Here is a 14,573-nt window from a genome sequence, read left to right on the forward strand (position 1 = left end):
TGCGCGGCAGTTTCGCCAGTTTCAGACGCGCAACAGCTCGGCCACCCGGCTGCACAACCGCTGCCAGCTGACCGGTCGTCCGAAAGCATATTATCGGAAACTCAAAATATCGCGGATCATGCTGCGTGAACTGGCCTCGGATGGTCAGATCCCCGGCATGGTCAAGTCGAGCTGGTAAGGAGAGTTTGAGATGTCAGTGAACGATCCTGTCGGCGATATGCTGACCCGCATCCGCAACGCGCAGATGCGCGGCAAATCCACCGTGCGAACCCCGGCCTCGAAGCTGCGGGCATGGGTTCTGGATGTGCTGAAAGACGAAGGCTATATTCGCGGCTATGAAAAGGTGGACGGCAAGACCGGCCTGCCCGAGCTGGAAATCAGCCTGAAATATTTCGAAGGCACCCCCGTTATCCGCGAGCTCAAGCGTGTGTCCACGCCGGGCCGTCGCGTTTATATGGGCGTCAAGGATATCCCGTCGGTCCGTCAGGGCCTGGGTGTTTCGATCGTGTCCACGTCCAAGGGCGTGATGTCGGATGCAGCTGCACGTGCCGCCAATGTTGGTGGCGAAGTGCTCTGCACGATCTTCTAGGGGGTGGCGAATGTCTCGTATTGGTAAGAAACCGGTCGAGCTGCCGTCGGGTGTTTCGGCATCCGTCTCTGGCCAGACCATCGAAGTGAAGGGGCCCAAGGGCACCCGCAGCTTTACCGCAACCGACGATGTCACGCTGACCGTTGGTGAAAATACTGTCACCGTAACCCCGCGCGGCTCGTCCAAGCGGGCACGCCAGCAATGGGGTATGTCCCGTTCCATGGTGCGCAACCTGGTTCAGGGCGTGACCACGGGCTTCAAGAGCGAGCTGGAAATTCAGGGTGTGGGGTATCGCGCCGCGGTTCAGGGCAATGTCCTGAAACTGTCGCTGGGATACAGCCATGAAGTGAATTTCGAGATCCCGAACGGCGTCACCGTGACGGCCCCCAAGCAGACCGAGATCGTGGTCGAAGGCCAGGATCAGCAACTGGTCGGCCAGGTTGCCGCAAATATCCGCGAATGGCGCAAGCCCGAGCCCTATAAGGGCAAGGGTATTCGCTATAAGGGCGAATTCATCTTCCGCAAGGAAGGCAAGAAGAAGTAAGGACGCGAAAAAATGGCAAACAGCAAACGGGATCTGTTCCTCAAGCGCCGCCTGCGCGTTCGGAACAAGCTTAAAACGATGGCCAACGGGCGTGCGCGCCTGTCGGTTCACCGCAGCAACAAGAATATCAGCGTGCAGCTGATTGACGATGTGAATGGCGTAACCATCGCTTCGGCCTCCTCGCTCGAGAAGGATCTGGGCGTGGTCGGCAAGAACAACGTCGATGCAGCCGCCAAGGTAGGCGCGGCGATCGCCGAGCGCGCAAAAAAGGCCGGCGTCGAGGAATGTTTCTTCGACCGTGGCGGCTTCCTCTTTCACGGAAAGGTCAAGGCCCTGGCCGATGCCGCCCGTGAAGGCGGCCTGAAGTTCTAAGGAGACGGGATATGGCAGAACGTGAGAACCGCCGGGGAAATCGCCGCGAACAGCGCGAGGAAACCCCGGAATTCGCCGATCGTCTCGTGGCGATCAACCGGGTATCGAAAACCGTGAAAGGCGGCAAGCGTTTCGGCTTTGCAGCCTTGGTGGTGGTCGGTGACCAGAAAGGCCGCGTGGGGTTTGGCAAGGGCAAGGCGAAGGAAGTGCCCGAAGCAATCCGCAAGGCGACCGAACAGGCCAAGCGCAACATGATGCGCGTTGCCCTGCGTGAAGGCCGCACGCTGCATCACGACATGGAAGGTCGCCATGGCGCCGGTCGTGTGGTGATGCGCACCGCGCCCGAAGGAACCGGGATCATTGCCGGTGGCCCGATGCGCGCCGTGTTCGAGATGCTGGGCGTCAAGGACGTGGTGTCGAAATCCATCGGTTCGCAGAACCCCTATAACATGATCCGCGCCACGCTGGACGGTCTGACCAAGGAAAGCTCGCCCCGCCAGGTGGCGCAGCGCCGTGGCAAGAAAGTGGCCGACATCCTGAGAAAACCCGACGACGCGCAAGCGCCTGTCGCGGCCGAAGCGTAAGGAACCGGGAACATGGCAAAAACCATCGTCGTCAAGCAGATCGGCAGCCCGATCCGCCGCCCCGCCGTTCAGCGCCAGACACTGATCGGCCTGGGCTTGAACAAGATGCACCGCACGCGGGAACTGGAAGATACGCCCTGCATTCGCGGTATGGTCAACAAGATCCCGCATCTGGTGCAGATCATCGAAGAAAAAGGCTGAAATCGTCAATTCTGACGGATCAAGGTTTGATATAGAACGCCCCGGTCGAAAGGCCGGGGCGTTTTCACTTTTGCAGCACTTGAATGGGTTCGCCCAGTCCGTTGGGCCGGGCGCCGCCCTGTGTTGGCGCGAAGAGCGTAAATCTGTTGCTTGCGAGCCGTTGTTAAGCCTAAGTTAATAACTCTTGCAGCCATGGAGGTGGTGATGTTGCGATATCTGATTGTGTTTGGGTTCGTAGTGGGTGCTTATGGGCCGTTATATGCTGCAGCCCCGATTTCGTTTAGCGATACATGGTCAGCCGGAACAACAACGATCTGGCATGGTGGTGGTTGTCGAAAAAGTTCTCCGCCGGGTAAGTGTTGCCATATGCAGACAAGCACCGGACAGGTCCACTGTCACTAACGCGGGTGCGCCTCGCCCCTTGCATGGACGACCGCCAACGTCTATACGCCCCCGGTGGCCCGATAGTGCCACGACTCATCAATCAAGCCGCGTTCGGCCGCTCCCGTCGCTGGGGGCCGCATCCGGCAAGGAGAAGCGACATGAAACTGCATGAACTGCATGACAATCCCGGTGCAACCAAGCCGCGCAAGCGCGTGGGCCGTGGTCCCGGGTCGGGCATGGGCAAAACCGCCGGGCGCGGGATCAAGGGTCAGAAATCCCGTTCGGGTGTGTCGATCGGGGGCTATGAAGGCGGCCAGATGCCGCTTTATCAGCGCCTGCCCAAGCGTGGCTTTACCAAGCCGAACCGCAAATCCTATGCCGTGGTGAACCTGGGCCTGATCCAGAAGTTCATCGAGGCGGGCAAACTGGACGCAAAATCGACCATCACCGAAGACGCGCTGATCGCCAGCGGCCTGGTGCGGCGCAAGCTGGACGGGATCCGGGTTCTGGCCAAGGGCGAATTCAGCGCCAAGGTGGATCTGGCCGTAACCGGTGCGTCGAAATCGGCGATTGATGCGGTTGCCAAGGCTGGCGGATCGCTTTCGGTCACGACTGCGGTGGCGGCTGAATAAATGGTTGTGGGCTGGCCCCGCGCCGCTTACATCACATCATAGTTTTCCTGCGCCGCCTGACCGGAAAACGGTTCTGGCGGCGCTGTCATGAAAGAGACAATCCATGGCTTCGGCAGCAGAGCAAATGGCCGCGAATATGAGCTGGGGCGCCTTCGGCAAGGCGACCGAGCTGCGGCAGCGGATATTCTTCACCATCGGCCTTTTGATCGTTTACCGGCTGGGCACCTATATCCCGGTGCCGGGTATTGATGGCGGCGCATTGCGCGATTTCATGGAACAGGCCGCGAGCGGGCTGGGGGGCATCTTGTCGATGTTCACCGGTGGCGCGCTGGAGCGGATGGGCATCTTCGCGCTGGGGATCATGCCCTATATTTCGGCCTCGATCATCGTGCAGTTGCTGACATCGATGGTGCCGCAGCTGGAAAGCCTGAAAAAAGAGGGCGAACAGGGCCGCAAGAAGATCAACCAGTACACGCGCTATGGCACGGTTCTGTTGGCCACATTCCAGGCCTACGGTCTGGCGGCCAGCCTGGAAGCGGGGTCATTCGCCACCGATCCGGGCTGGTTCTTCCGTGCATCCACGGTTGTGACGCTGGTGGGCGGCACGATGTTCCTGATGTGGCTGGGCGAACAGATCACCGCGCGCGGCGTCGGCAACGGCATCTCGCTGATCATCTTCGTGGGGATCATCGCCCAGATTCCCGCGGCCATCGCCCAGTTCCTGTCGCAGGGCCGGTCCGGCGCTGTTTCGCCGCTGGTAATTCTGGCGGTTCTGGTGATGGTTCTGGGTTTGCTGGCCTTCGTGGTGTTCATGGAACGGGCCTTGCGAAAAGTGCATATTCAATATCCGCGCCGTCAGGTCGGCATGAAGATTTATGACGGCGGGTCCAGCCATCTGCCGGTCAAGGTGAACCCGGCCGGCGTTATCCCGGCGATCTTCGCCTCATCGCTGCTGTTGCTGCCTACGACGATCTCGACCTTCTCGCAGTCGCAGACCGGTCCGGTGATGTCGACGATCCTGGCCTATTTCGGGCCGGGGCAGCCGCTGTATCTGCTGTTCTTCACTGGCATGATCGTGTTCTTCACGTATTTCTATACGTTCAACGTTGCCTTCAAGACCGATGAGGTGGCCGATAACCTCAAGAACCAGAACGGCTTTGTTCCCGGCATCCGCCCGGGCAAGCGAACGGCGGAATATTTCGATTATGTCGTGACGCGTATTCTGGTGCTGGGGTCGGGCTATCTGGCCTTCGTGTGCCTGTTTCCGGAAATCCTGCGCACACAGATGTCTATTCCGTTCTATTTCGGCGGAACGTCGGTTCTGATCGTCGTCTCGGTGACGATGGATACGATACAACAGGTTCAGTCGCATCTGCTGGCGCATCAGTATGAAGGGCTGATCGAAAGATCACAGCTGCGGGGCAAACGCCGTGGCGGCAAGAAAGGGACAGCCCGTCGATGAATATCATTCTTCTTGGACCGCCGGGTGCCGGCAAGGGAACACAGGCCCGCAAGCTGGTGGAAGAGCGCGGCATGATTCAGCTGTCTACCGGTGACATGCTGCGTGATGCGCGCAGTTCAGGCACCGAGATGGGCAAGCGGGTCGCGGCTGTCATGGATCGCGGTGAACTGGTCACGGATGAAATCGTTATCGGACTGATCGAGGAAAAGCTGAGCGGCGAACAGGGCGGCGGTTTTATCTTCGACGGGTTTCCGCGAACGCTGGCCCAGGCAGACGCACTGGGTGAATTGCTGAACAAGCTGGGGCAAAACCTGGATGCCGTGATTGAAATGCGCGTTGACGACAAGGCGCTGGTCGCACGGATCACCGGCCGTTTCACCTGCGGGAATTGCGGTGAGGTGTATCACGACCAGACAAAGCCCACGAAGGTCGCAGGCAAATGCGATGTCTGCGGGTCAACCGACCTGAAACGCCGGGCGGATGACAACGAAGACAGCCTAAAGCAGCGGTTGATGGAATATTACAAGAAGACCTCGCCGCTGATCGGCTATTATTATGCCAAGGACGCCCTCAGTGTGATTGATGGTCTGGCCGAGATGGATGCCGTCGGAAGTGCGATCAGGGCAGAGCTTGACAAGTCGTGAACGGGCCACTTGACCTTGGTGAAAAAACGCCATAGGCACAGCGTCTCGGATTAGAATCGTCAGTGCGAAAGTGGCCAAACGCCTGTTGTGCTGATGTGAAAGACACGGTCCCACAAGCAAACCGCGGGTGGGGCTGAGTTGTGAAAAAAGGTTCTGGCGCTACGGAACCGCAACCAAAAAGGAAAAACCGTCTTGGCCCGTATTGCTGGCGTAAATATCCCCACTGCAAAGCGTGTTCCCATCGCTTTGACCTATATCCATGGCATTGGCCCGGCCCATGCCGCTTCGATCTGCGAAGCGGTTGGTATCGACGCGGCCCGCCGTGTGAATGATCTTTCGGATGCCGAAGTTCTGGCCATCCGTGAATATATTGATGCCAACCTGACTGTCGAAGGCGATCTGCGCCGCGAAGTTCAGATGAACATCAAGCGCCTGATGGATCTGGGCTGCTATCGCGGTCTGCGCCATCGCCGCAGCTTGCCTGTGCGCGGTCAGCGCACGCACACCAACGCTCGCACCCGCAAAGGCCCCGCAAAGGCCATTGCCGGTAAGAAGAAATAAGAGAGGGCTGGTAGAATGGCACGCGAAAAGACACGTATCAAAAAGAAAGAGCGCAAGAACATCGCCGCCGGCGTGGCGCATGTGAACAGCTCGTTCAACAATACCAAGATCCTGATTTCCGATGTCCAGGGCAACGCGATCGCCTGGTCTTCGGCCGGCACCATGGGCTTCAAGGGATCGCGTAAATCGACCCCCTATGCCGCCCAGATGGCAGCCGAAGATGCAGGCCGCAAGGCACAGGAACACGGCGTGAAAACCCTCGATGTCGAGGTGCAGGGGCCGGGTTCAGGCCGTGAAAGCGCACTGCGTGCGCTGGCCGCGATCGGTCTGAATATTGTATCCATCCGTGATGTGACCCCGATGGCGCATAACGGATGCCGCCCGCCGAAACGCCGCCGGGTCTAAGTCTAGGTATTTTGACCGGGCCGTGCGGCATTCGCGCGGCCCGAGTCCGTCATTTATAAACCTCGGGCGCTGGCTGGCTTTGGACATGGGCAGTTGGCAGGAATTGAGGAGACAAGCATGATCCAAAAGAACTGGCAAGAATTGATTAAACCGGCGCAACTGGTCGTCAAGCCGGGTAATGACCCGCAGCGTCAGGCAACCGTGATCGCCGAACCGCTGGAGCGCGGTTTCGGTCTGACGCTGGGCAACGCGCTGCGCCGCGTTCTGATGTCGTCGCTTCAGGGTGCCGCGATCACCGCCGTGCAAATCGACAATGTGTTGCATGAATTCTCGTCGATCGCCGGCGTTCGTGAAGACGTCACCGATGTTGTGCTGAACCTGAAGGGTGTCGCCCTGCGTATGGATGTCGACGGCCCGAAACGGCTGAGCATTTCGGCCAAGGGGCCGGGTGTTGTTACCGCAGGTCAGATTTCGGAATCGGCCGGCATCGAGATTTTGAACCGCGACCACGTGATTTGCCATCTCGACGAGGGTGCCGACCTGTTCATGGAACTGACCGTGAATATCGGCAAGGGTTATGTTGCCGCCGACAAGAACCGCCCCGAGGATGCCCCGATCGGGCTGATCCCGATCGACGCGATCTACTCGCCGGTCAAAAAGGTCGCCTATGACGTTCAGCCCACCCGCGAAGGGCAGGTGCTGGATTATGACAAGCTGACCATCAAGATCGAAACCGATGGCTCGCTGACCCCCGACGATGCCGTGGCCTATGCCGCGCGTATCCTGCAGGATCAGCTGGGTATCTTCGTCAACTTCGACGAGCCGGAAACCGGCGGTCGTGCCGACGAGGATGACGGGCTGGAATTCAACCCGCTGCTGCTGAAAAAGGTCGACGAGCTGGAGCTGTCGGTGCGTTCGGCAAACTGCCTGAAGAACGATAATATCGTCTATATCGGCGATCTGATCCAGAAAACCGAAGCCGAGATGCTGCGCACCCCGAACTTTGGCCGCAAATCCCTGAACGAGATCAAGGAAGTGCTGTCGGGCATGGGGCTGCATCTGGGGATGGATGTCGAGGAATGGCCGCCGGAAAACATCGAGGATCTGGCCAAGAAGTTCGAGGACCAGTTCTGAGATTGACAGATACGGGGGCCGTGGTCTAAACGGCCCCCCAATGCCCGCGCAGGCGGGGAATATTCGGGCATAACGCCCCAAGGTGAGCGGGCCAGGACCAGGCGCCGCCGGACAAAGCAAAACGACGACTTAGGAGATTACCATGCGTCACGCTCGCGGATACCGCCGCCTGAACCGCACCCACGAACACCGCAAGGCGCTGTTCGCCAACATGGCCGGTTCGCTGATTGAACACGAACAGATCAAGACCACCTTGCCCAAGGCCAAGGAACTGCGCCCGATCATCGAAAAGTTGATCACTCTGGGCAAACGCGGCGACCTGCACGCCCGTCGCATGGCTGATTCGCAACTCAAGCAGGATCAGTATGTCGCCAAGCTTTTCGATGTGCTTGGCCCGCGTTACAAGGATCGTCAGGGTGGCTATGTGCGCATTCTGAAGGCAGGCTTTCGCTATGGCGATATGGCGCCGATGGCGATCATCGAATTCGTTGATCGTGATCTTGATGCCAAGGGTGCCGCTGATCGCGCGCGTGTTGCCGCGGAAGAAGCCGCCGAATAAGCACCGCGCCGGATGTGAAATAAAACAAGCCCGCCGGATTTTCGGCGGGCTTTGTCATTTTCAGGCTTGATAAGATCAGGCGGCAGATTGAGTTATTTCGTCGCATCTTTTCAAATAGGTGGTGACGTCCTGGATCATTTGCCGCAGCAGCGCATCTTCGACAGGGGTTGCTCCAAGAAACTCCAGCAGATCAGTTCTGGCACTTTGCGGCAACTGCATCACCTGGGTGAAAAGATCTGGATGTATGGATTTCACTGGGTACTCCGTCATCATCTTATGGGCGACTCTCTCTATCAATTTAAGGTTGACTGCAGTATTGGCAACTTGTCTAAAAAGACATGGGCAGCAAGCTTGAAATAGATCGTCTCATCAGAGAGCTGGGGGCAATGTCGCCTGCCGGATATTATATCGGCGTGCACATCCGCGTTGCGGCGCCTTTGATGACGTTCAATGCCTATCCACAAGAATGGGTCGATCACTATACCGAACGGGCCTACGCCTTGCGTGACCCGACAACGGCATGGGGATTTTCCTGCACCGGTTCGACACGGTGGAGCGAGATGACCCTTCCCGATCCATTCGGGATTCTGGATCAGGCCGCCGACTTCGGCTTGAAATATGGTGTTACAATAAGCTGCGGTGAAATTACGTCACGCACAATAGGGTCTGCTGCCCGTCAGGACCGCGAATTTACCGAAGAGGAAATGTCGCGGTTAAACGATATGGTCAATATTCTGCATGACCTAACCGAACCTCAGGAAAGCCTGACACACGCCCAAATAAAAGCCCTGCGCCTTATAGCGGCAGGAGATCGTCACGCGGCCGCGGCGGACAAACTCGGTATATCCGAAAGTGCGCTTAAGGCCAGGCTGACCGCCGCGCGACGCCGCCTCATGGCCCGGACCACGGCAGAAGCCATTCAGCGCGCCAAGGATTTCAGGCTGCTCTAAGCGTCACGTCTCCTCCACTGCAGGGACCAAAGTTCCTCAACCCAACTGGAGACTGTGACTATGCAAACCACAACCCTATCTTTTGCCAACCTGCACAACCATGGAGAGCTTTTCGCCAACCTTCTTCGCGCGCGGCGCGAAAGCTTTATCATTCAAAAAAAATGGGACCTGCCCGAGGCACTGGGCATGGAATACGACCAGTACGATACCCCGGCCAGCCGCTGGATCGCGGTGCACGATATGGGGCATGTTCTGGCCGGCATCCGGCTGACACCCACGACGGCGACATGCGGGATATATTCCTATATGATCCGCGACGCACAGCGCGGATTGCTTGGGACGATCCCCCAGGATCTGCTTTACGAAGACGCGCCGGTTGATCCAGGCATCTGGGAGTGTTCCCGTGTCTTCGTGTCGAACAGAACCCCGCTGGCCAATCGTCTGCGGGTGCATTCGGCAATGATTCTGGCCATGGCATCATCGGCGCGGGAGCTGGGGGCATCGCATATTATCGCACTGACCGCAGCAAGTTGGCCCATGTGGACAGGGCGCTGCGGGCTGGATGCCACCGCGATCGGACCCAAGCGTTTTATCGATGATGGCGATTATCAGTGCGTATCGATCAACCTGACCGATAACCTGCACTAGGAACCGGGCCGAGGCGCCGGCCGTCTGTCTTGCGGCTGGCGCCCCGATCCATCCTCTTCCCCAGGATGCTGGCTTGGCTTAGGTTGGAACAATGGCCGACCTGTTTGATCAGCATCCCCCGACCGAGACGCCCCGGCAGGCTTTGCGCCCGCTGGCGGACAGGTTGCGCCCAACGGCCCTGTCACAGGTAATCGGCCAAGATCACATTCTGGGCCCGGACGGGCCACTTGGCGCGATGCTGGCGGCGGGCAGTCTCGGGTCGTTGATTCTGTGGGGGCCACCCGGGGTCGGCAAGACGACGATCGCCCGTCTTCTGGCCGATGAAAGCGATCTGCAGTTCGTCCAGATCAGCGCAATCTTCACTGGCGTTCCCGATTTGCGCAAGGTCTTTGAAGCCGCGAAAATCCGCCGCGCGAACGGGCAGGGCACGTTGCTGTTCGTGGACGAAATCCATCGCTTCAACAAGGCGCAACAGGATGGCTTCCTGCCGCATATGGAAGACGGCACGATCCTTCTGGTCGGTGCCACCACCGAAAACCCCAGCTTTGAACTGAACGCCGCGCTGTTGTCGCGCGCACAGGTTCTGGTGCTCAAACGGCTGACACTGGCCGACCTGGAACTGCTGGCGCAGCGCGCCGAACAGGAACTGGCACGCAAATTGTCGCTGACCGGTCAGGCGCGCGAGGCATTGCTGGAAATGGCCGATGGCGACGGGCGCGCCTTGCTGAACCTGATTGAACAGGTGGCGGCCTGGACAGTGGAAAAGCCGCTGGATACCGAAGCATTGGCACAGCGGCTGACGCGGCGTGCGGCGCAATATGACAAGTCCGGCGATGCGCATTACAACCTGATCTCTGCGCTGCACAAATCGGTGCGCGGGTCAGACCCGGATGCCGCCCTCTATTGGCTGGCCCGCATGCTGGAAGGCGGCGAAGACCCCCGGTTTCTGGCCCGCCGCATTACCCGCATGTCGATCGAAGATATCGGGCTGGCCGATCCGCAGGCCCAGACCCTGTGCCTGCATGCCTGGGAAATCTATGAACGCCTTGGCAGCCCCGAGGGCGAATTGGCGCTGGCCCAGGCCGTGATCTATCTGGCGCTGGCCCCCAAATCAAACGCCGGATATATGGCCTTTGGTGCGGCGCGAAAGGCAGCCAGGGCCACCGGATCGGAACCACCGCCCAAGCATATCCTGAATGCCCCCACCGGGTTGATGAAGGATCAGGGGTATGGCGCCGGCTATGCCTATGATCACGACGCCGAAGACGGGTTTTCCGGCCAGCACTATTTCCCGGACGGGATGAAACACGGCGTCTATTACACCCCGGTCGAACGCGGATATGAGCGAGAGCTGAAAAAACGTCTCGATTACTTCGTCAAGCTGCGTGCCAAGCGGCAGGGTGGTTGACAAGCCCGCAGCGCCAGAAGACAGAGGCACGATGATCTGGACCTTGCTACAAGTTGCACTCGGCGGCGCTTTCGGCGCGTCATGCCGGTATCTGACGGGCATCACCGCAACGCGGGTGATGGGTCATGGCTATCCCTGGGGCACATTTGCGGTGAATGTCGTGGGATCATTCCTGATGGGGGTGCTGGTGGTGGTGCTGGCGCATAAGGGGGGCACCCGTTTCGCACCCTTGCTGATGACCGGTGTTCTGGGCGGCTTCACCACGTTTTCGGCGTTTTCACTGGATGCGCTGACACTATATGAACGCGGACAGCTTGGATTGGCGGCGGGCTATGTCCTGGCATCGGTGCTGGTATCGTTGGCGGCAATTGCGCTGGGCCTCTGGCTCGGTCGGGGGATAATCGCATGAGTGGTGTTCAAATGCTGGAAGTTGCCCCCGACGAGGGCGATCAGCGGCTTGATCGCTGGCTGCGCCGCCGCTTTCCGCACGTGGCGCAGGGGCGCATCGAAAAGATGTGCCGCAAGGGTGAAATCCGTGTTGACGGGGGCCGGGTGAAGGCCGCGACCAAGGTCGAGGTCGGCCAGACGGTTCGCATCCCGCCGCTGGCCGCCACCGAACATCAGCCCGCCCCGCCGCGCAGCACCGTATCTGATGCCGATGCCCGCATGATCCGCGATTGCGTGCTGTATCGCGACGATCATATCATCGCGCTGAACAAGCCGCCGGGCCTGCCCACCCAGGGCGGATCGAAGCAAAGCCGCCATGTCGATGGCATGGCCGAGGCGCTGAAATTCGGGCTGGAGGACAAGCCGCGCCTTGTTCACCGGCTGGACAAGGATACATCGGGCGTGCTGCTGCTGGCGCGCACCCGAACCGTGGCCAGCGCGCTGACATCCGCCTTTCGCTCGCGCGAGACGCGCAAGATTTACTGGGCCGTCGTTGCCGGCACCCCCAGCCCGAAAATGGGCACGATCAAGTTCGGCCTGGTCAAGGCCCCCGGCCATGGCGCCAGGGGCGAGGCCGAAAAGATGCTGTGCATACATCCCTCCGAGGTGGACAGCACCGAAGGCGCCAAACGTGCGCAGACCGATTATGCGGTTCTGTCAAATCTTGGCGGGCGCGTGTCCTGGGTGGCGATGGTGCCGGTCACCGGGCGCACGCATCAGTTGCGCGCCCACATGGCCGAAATGGGGCATCCGATCATCGGCGACGGCAAATACGGCGGATCGGGGCAGGAAAATCTGGGCGATGGCTGGGGCGCCCAGATGGGGGGCGAGATGTCGCGCAAGCTGCACCTTCACGCCCGCAGCATCCGTCTGATCCACCCCGTTACAGGCGCGCTGCTTCAGATCACGGCCCCGCTGCCAGCGCATATGGCCCAGACCTGGGCCGCCTTCGACTGGCGCGAAAGCGATGTGCCCGCTGATCCATTCGAGGAAGACGAATGAGCGGCTGGACGGTCAAGCGTTTCTGGCAGGACGCTGCCGTTGTGCCGCAGGACGGCGGCTTTGGGATCAGTCTGGATGGACGTTTGGTAAAAACCCCAGCCAAGGCGCCGCTGACCGTGCCGACACCCGCCCTGGCCGAAGCCATCGCGCAGGAATGGAATGCACAGGCCGAACAGGTTCGCCCGCTGACCATGCCCTTTACCAGGTCATCCAATGCCGCGATCGACAAGGTAAGCCAGCAATTCGACGAAGTGGCCGCCCTGATTGCCGCCTATGGCGAAACCGATCTGCTGTGTTATCGCGCCGCGGCCCCCGATGATCTGGTGGCACGCCAGTCCCAGGCGTGGGATCCGCTGCTGGGCTGGTCGCGCGACGTTCTGAAGGCGCCGCTGACGGCCACGACCGGAATCGTTCATCAATCGCAGCCAGCCGACAGCATCGCCGTGCTGCAGGGTCATGTCAGGGCGCTGGACCCTTTCGCCCTGACAGCCCTGCATGATCTCGTGGCCCTGTCGGGATCGCTGGTAATCGGGCTTGCGGCACTGGCAGGATATGCGCCGCCGCAAGATCTGTGGCGCGCCTCACGTATCGACGAAGACTGGCAACAAGAAGTCTGGGGTGCGGACGAAGATGCCGCCCAGATGGCCGAATTGAAACGTCGCGATTTCATGCATGCGCATCGGTTTGCTGAATTGAGCAATGCCATGACAGGGCCATCGAATTAATCTTTGCGAGGCCGAATTGGTAATTAACGGGCAGTAAACGCCCGATTTTCGTTACGTCACGTGTGATTTATCCACGGCTCGCTTGACGCATTGCGGAATATTCGCCCAAACTTAAGGCGTTGAGTGGGAAAAACTCTCACGCTGTCGCCTCTGCCCGGTCGGGGTGGGGATAATTCACCCTCTATCGGGTGCATCATCAGGAAGAGGTAAAAATGAAAAAATCCGTATTTTTTAGTGCACTGGCGGCGGCCAGCCTTGTGGCGGGCGCCTCCTTTGCCGGAACGCTGGATGACGTCAAGGCGCGCGGCAAGCTGAATTGCGGCATCAGCACCGGCCTTGTCGGTTTCGCGATGCAGAACAAGCAGAATGAATGGGAAGGTTTCGACGTCGCGATCTGCCAGGCCGTGGCAGCAGCCGTCTTTGGCGACCCGACCAAGGTCGATTTCCGGCCCGTCACCAACAAGGAACGGTTCGAAGTCCTGAACTCGGGCGATATCGACATGCTGTCGCGCAATACGACCTGGACCTTTTCGCGCGATGTCGATCTCAAGCTCGATTTCGTCGGGGTGAACTATTATGATGGCCAGGGCTTCATGGTGCCCAAGTCGTTGAACGTGACATCCGCCAAGGATCTGGACGGTGCCCCGGTCTGTATCCAAGCTGGCACGACGACCGAACTGAACCTGGCGGATTTCTTCCGCATCAACAATATCACCTATCAGCCTATCTCGATTGCTACGGCAGCCGAGGCAACACAGGCCTATCTGGCAGGGCGTTGTGCGGTTTACACGACGGATGCGTCGGGCCTTGCGGCGACACGCGCCGCATTCGAGAACCCGGCCGATCATGTCATCCTGCCCGAGATCATCTCGAAAGAACCGCTGGGCCCGCTGGTGCGCCACGGCGACAGCGAATGGGCTGATGTCGTGCGCTGGAGCTTGAACGCGCTGATCGCGGCCGAAGAACTGGGCGTGACATCGGCCAACCTGACCGAGATGAGCGCCGCCCCCACGGAAAATCCCGAAATCAACCGCCTGCTGGGCACCGAGGGTAATTTGGGCGCCATGTTCGGTCTGTCGGCGGATTGGGCCAAAAATGCCATTGCCGCGAATGGCAATTATGGCGAGATTTTCGAAAAATTCATCGGTCAAAGCACTTCCATCGGCCTTGCGCGCGGGCTGAACGCCCAATGGACCGATGGCGGACTGCTGTATTCGCCGCCGTTCCGCTAAGGTTTTTCGGGGGCGCGGTTCTGCCGCGCCCCCGATATTTGCAGATCAGATCGGTCATGACCTGATCCACGAACAAGACCTTTCATGACA

General features: G+C 59.6%; 21 protein-coding genes. 20 read left to right on the forward strand and 1 reads right to left on the reverse strand.

Annotated elements, in window-relative coordinates; genetic code table 11:
• From rpsN to rplQ, 13 genes are all read left to right on the forward strand, one after another.
• Positions 1–178, forward strand: a 178-nt coding sequence (gene rpsN / locus ACTCHC_RS03075; protein WP_463021050.1) for a 30S ribosomal protein S14, incomplete at its 5' end; no start/stop codon positions are given.
• 12 nt (positions 179–190) lie between these two features.
• The gene (rpsH, locus tag ACTCHC_RS03080; RefSeq protein WP_463020986.1) at positions 191–589 is read left to right on the forward strand and encodes a 30S ribosomal protein S8; all 399 of its coding nucleotides are present in this window, start codon (positions 191–193) and stop codon (positions 587–589) included.
• 10 nt (positions 590–599) lie between these two features.
• Positions 600–1,133: a 50S ribosomal protein L6 gene (rplF, locus tag ACTCHC_RS03085; RefSeq protein ID WP_463020987.1), complete on the forward strand. Its 534-nt coding sequence runs from the start codon at positions 600–602 to the stop codon at positions 1,131–1,133.
• A gap of 12 nt (positions 1,134–1,145) precedes the next feature.
• Positions 1,146–1,505 (forward strand): 50S ribosomal protein L18, encoded by a 360-nt coding sequence (gene rplR / locus ACTCHC_RS03090; protein ID WP_463020988.1) that lies wholly within the window; start codon positions 1,146–1,148, stop codon positions 1,503–1,505.
• Between the two features lie 11 nt (positions 1,506–1,516).
• Positions 1,517–2,089, forward strand: a complete 573-nt coding sequence (gene rpsE / locus ACTCHC_RS03095) for a 30S ribosomal protein S5 (RefSeq protein WP_463020989.1) — start codon at positions 1,517–1,519, stop codon at positions 2,087–2,089.
• A gap of 12 nt (positions 2,090–2,101) precedes the next feature.
• Positions 2,102–2,290: a 50S ribosomal protein L30 gene (rpmD, locus tag ACTCHC_RS03100; RefSeq protein WP_463020990.1), complete on the forward strand. Its 189-nt coding sequence runs from the start codon at positions 2,102–2,104 to the stop codon at positions 2,288–2,290.
• 542 nt (positions 2,291–2,832) lie between these two features.
• On the forward strand, positions 2,833–3,306 hold the full coding sequence (gene rplO / locus ACTCHC_RS03105; protein WP_463020991.1) for a 50S ribosomal protein L15: 474 nt from the start codon (positions 2,833–2,835) through the stop codon (positions 3,304–3,306).
• Between the two features lie 103 nt (positions 3,307–3,409).
• Positions 3,410–4,768 carry a preprotein translocase subunit SecY gene (gene secY / locus ACTCHC_RS03110; RefSeq protein WP_463020992.1) on the forward strand — a complete coding sequence of 453 codons (1,359 nt, stop codon included), beginning with the start codon at positions 3,410–3,412 and terminating at the stop codon, positions 4,766–4,768.
• Positions 4,765–5,412 carry an adenylate kinase gene (locus ACTCHC_RS03115; protein WP_463020993.1) on the forward strand — a complete coding sequence of 216 codons (648 nt, stop codon included), beginning with the start codon at positions 4,765–4,767 and terminating at the stop codon, positions 5,410–5,412. Before secY ends, ACTCHC_RS03115 begins: the two co-directional genes overlap by 4 nt.
• A gap of 192 nt (positions 5,413–5,604) precedes the next feature.
• Positions 5,605–5,973: a 30S ribosomal protein S13 gene (gene rpsM / locus ACTCHC_RS03120; RefSeq protein WP_463020994.1), complete on the forward strand. Its 369-nt coding sequence runs from the start codon at positions 5,605–5,607 to the stop codon at positions 5,971–5,973.
• 15 nt (positions 5,974–5,988) lie between these two features.
• On the forward strand, positions 5,989–6,378 hold the full coding sequence (gene rpsK, locus ACTCHC_RS03125; RefSeq protein WP_463020995.1) for a 30S ribosomal protein S11: 390 nt from the start codon (positions 5,989–5,991) through the stop codon (positions 6,376–6,378).
• A gap of 117 nt (positions 6,379–6,495) precedes the next feature.
• Positions 6,496–7,512 (forward strand): DNA-directed RNA polymerase subunit alpha, encoded by a 1,017-nt coding sequence (locus ACTCHC_RS03130; protein ID WP_463020996.1) that lies wholly within the window; start codon positions 6,496–6,498, stop codon positions 7,510–7,512.
• A 142-nt stretch (positions 7,513–7,654) separates the two neighbouring features.
• Positions 7,655–8,071, forward strand: coding sequence for a 50S ribosomal protein L17 (rplQ, locus tag ACTCHC_RS03135; RefSeq protein ID WP_463020997.1), 417 nt, complete (start codon positions 7,655–7,657; stop codon positions 8,069–8,071).
• 75 nt (positions 8,072–8,146) lie between these two features.
• Here the strand turns inward: rplQ and ACTCHC_RS03140 are convergent, their stop codons facing one another.
• Positions 8,147–8,326: a hypothetical protein gene (locus ACTCHC_RS03140; protein ID WP_463020998.1), complete on the reverse strand. Its 180-nt coding sequence runs from the start codon at positions 8,324–8,326 to the stop codon at positions 8,147–8,149.
• 83 nt (positions 8,327–8,409) lie between these two features.
• Here ACTCHC_RS03140 and ACTCHC_RS03145 point away from each other — a divergent pair, with 83 nt between their 5' ends.
• The 7 genes from ACTCHC_RS03145 (at position 8,410) to ACTCHC_RS03175 (ending at position 14,483) form a co-directional block, all read left to right on the forward strand.
• Positions 8,410–9,021: a helix-turn-helix transcriptional regulator gene (locus tag ACTCHC_RS03145; RefSeq protein WP_463020999.1), complete on the forward strand. Its 612-nt coding sequence runs from the start codon at positions 8,410–8,412 to the stop codon at positions 9,019–9,021.
• Positions 9,022–9,081: 60 nt separating this feature from the next.
• Positions 9,082–9,669 (forward strand): acyl-homoserine-lactone synthase, encoded by a 588-nt coding sequence (locus ACTCHC_RS03150; protein WP_463021000.1) that lies wholly within the window; start codon positions 9,082–9,084, stop codon positions 9,667–9,669.
• A 91-nt stretch (positions 9,670–9,760) separates the two neighbouring features.
• The gene (locus tag ACTCHC_RS03155) at positions 9,761–11,077 is read left to right on the forward strand and encodes a replication-associated recombination protein A (protein WP_463021001.1); all 1,317 of its coding nucleotides are present in this window, start codon (positions 9,761–9,763) and stop codon (positions 11,075–11,077) included.
• Between the two features lie 31 nt (positions 11,078–11,108).
• On the forward strand, positions 11,109–11,486 hold the full coding sequence (crcB, locus tag ACTCHC_RS03160) for a fluoride efflux transporter CrcB (RefSeq protein ID WP_463021002.1): 378 nt from the start codon (positions 11,109–11,111) through the stop codon (positions 11,484–11,486).
• Complete coding sequence (locus ACTCHC_RS03165; RefSeq protein WP_463021003.1) at positions 11,483–12,526, forward strand: RluA family pseudouridine synthase; 1,044 nt, start codon at positions 11,483–11,485, stop codon at positions 12,524–12,526. Before crcB ends, ACTCHC_RS03165 begins: the two co-directional genes overlap by 4 nt.
• A complete protein-coding gene (locus tag ACTCHC_RS03170) occupies positions 12,523–13,251 on the forward strand; it encodes an ATP12 family chaperone protein (RefSeq protein WP_463021004.1) in 729 nt (242 codons plus the stop codon). Before ACTCHC_RS03165 ends, ACTCHC_RS03170 begins: the two co-directional genes overlap by 4 nt.
• A gap of 212 nt (positions 13,252–13,463) precedes the next feature.
• Positions 13,464–14,483, forward strand: coding sequence for an amino acid ABC transporter substrate-binding protein (locus tag ACTCHC_RS03175; RefSeq protein WP_463021005.1), 1,020 nt, complete (start codon positions 13,464–13,466; stop codon positions 14,481–14,483).
• The last annotated feature ends 90 nt before the right edge of the window (positions 14,484–14,573 follow it).

This window comes from Actibacterium sp., assembly GCF_055134745.1.

Bases quoted from the DNA above. Each gene is read 5' to 3' on its own strand.
- rpsE (WP_463020989.1), top strand. From the start codon at position 1,517: ATGGCAGAACGTGAGAACCGCCGGGGAAATCGCCGCGAACAGCGCGAG.
- rplR (WP_463020988.1), top strand. From the start codon at position 1,146: ATGGCAAACAGCAAACGGGATCTGTTCCTCAAGCGCCGCCTGCGCGTT.
- rplQ (WP_463020997.1), top strand. From the start codon at position 7,655: ATGCGTCACGCTCGCGGATACCGCCGCCTGAACCGCACCCACGAACAC.
- ACTCHC_RS03155 (WP_463021001.1), top strand. From the start codon at position 9,761: ATGGCCGACCTGTTTGATCAGCATCCCCCGACCGAGACGCCCCGGCAG.
- ACTCHC_RS03145 (WP_463020999.1), top strand. From the start codon at position 8,410: ATGGGCAGCAAGCTTGAAATAGATCGTCTCATCAGAGAGCTGGGGGCA.
- rplF (WP_463020987.1), top strand. From the start codon at position 600: ATGTCTCGTATTGGTAAGAAACCGGTCGAGCTGCCGTCGGGTGTTTCG.
- ACTCHC_RS03150 (WP_463021000.1), top strand. From the start codon at position 9,082: ATGCAAACCACAACCCTATCTTTTGCCAACCTGCACAACCATGGAGAG.
- ACTCHC_RS03130 (WP_463020996.1), top strand. From the start codon at position 6,496: ATGATCCAAAAGAACTGGCAAGAATTGATTAAACCGGCGCAACTGGTC.
- ACTCHC_RS03175 (WP_463021005.1), top strand. From the start codon at position 13,464: ATGAAAAAATCCGTATTTTTTAGTGCACTGGCGGCGGCCAGCCTTGTG.
- rplO (WP_463020991.1), top strand. From the start codon at position 2,833: ATGAAACTGCATGAACTGCATGACAATCCCGGTGCAACCAAGCCGCGC.
- ACTCHC_RS03165 (WP_463021003.1), top strand. From the start codon at position 11,483: ATGAGTGGTGTTCAAATGCTGGAAGTTGCCCCCGACGAGGGCGATCAG.
- rpmD (WP_463020990.1), top strand. From the start codon at position 2,102: ATGGCAAAAACCATCGTCGTCAAGCAGATCGGCAGCCCGATCCGCCGC.
- rpsK (WP_463020995.1), top strand. From the start codon at position 5,989: ATGGCACGCGAAAAGACACGTATCAAAAAGAAAGAGCGCAAGAACATC.
- rpsH (WP_463020986.1), top strand. From the start codon at position 191: ATGTCAGTGAACGATCCTGTCGGCGATATGCTGACCCGCATCCGCAAC.
- secY (WP_463020992.1), top strand. From the start codon at position 3,410: ATGGCTTCGGCAGCAGAGCAAATGGCCGCGAATATGAGCTGGGGCGCC.
- crcB (WP_463021002.1), top strand. From the start codon at position 11,109: ATGATCTGGACCTTGCTACAAGTTGCACTCGGCGGCGCTTTCGGCGCG.
- ACTCHC_RS03115 (WP_463020993.1), top strand. From the start codon at position 4,765: ATGAATATCATTCTTCTTGGACCGCCGGGTGCCGGCAAGGGAACACAG.
- ACTCHC_RS03170 (WP_463021004.1), top strand. From the start codon at position 12,523: ATGAGCGGCTGGACGGTCAAGCGTTTCTGGCAGGACGCTGCCGTTGTG.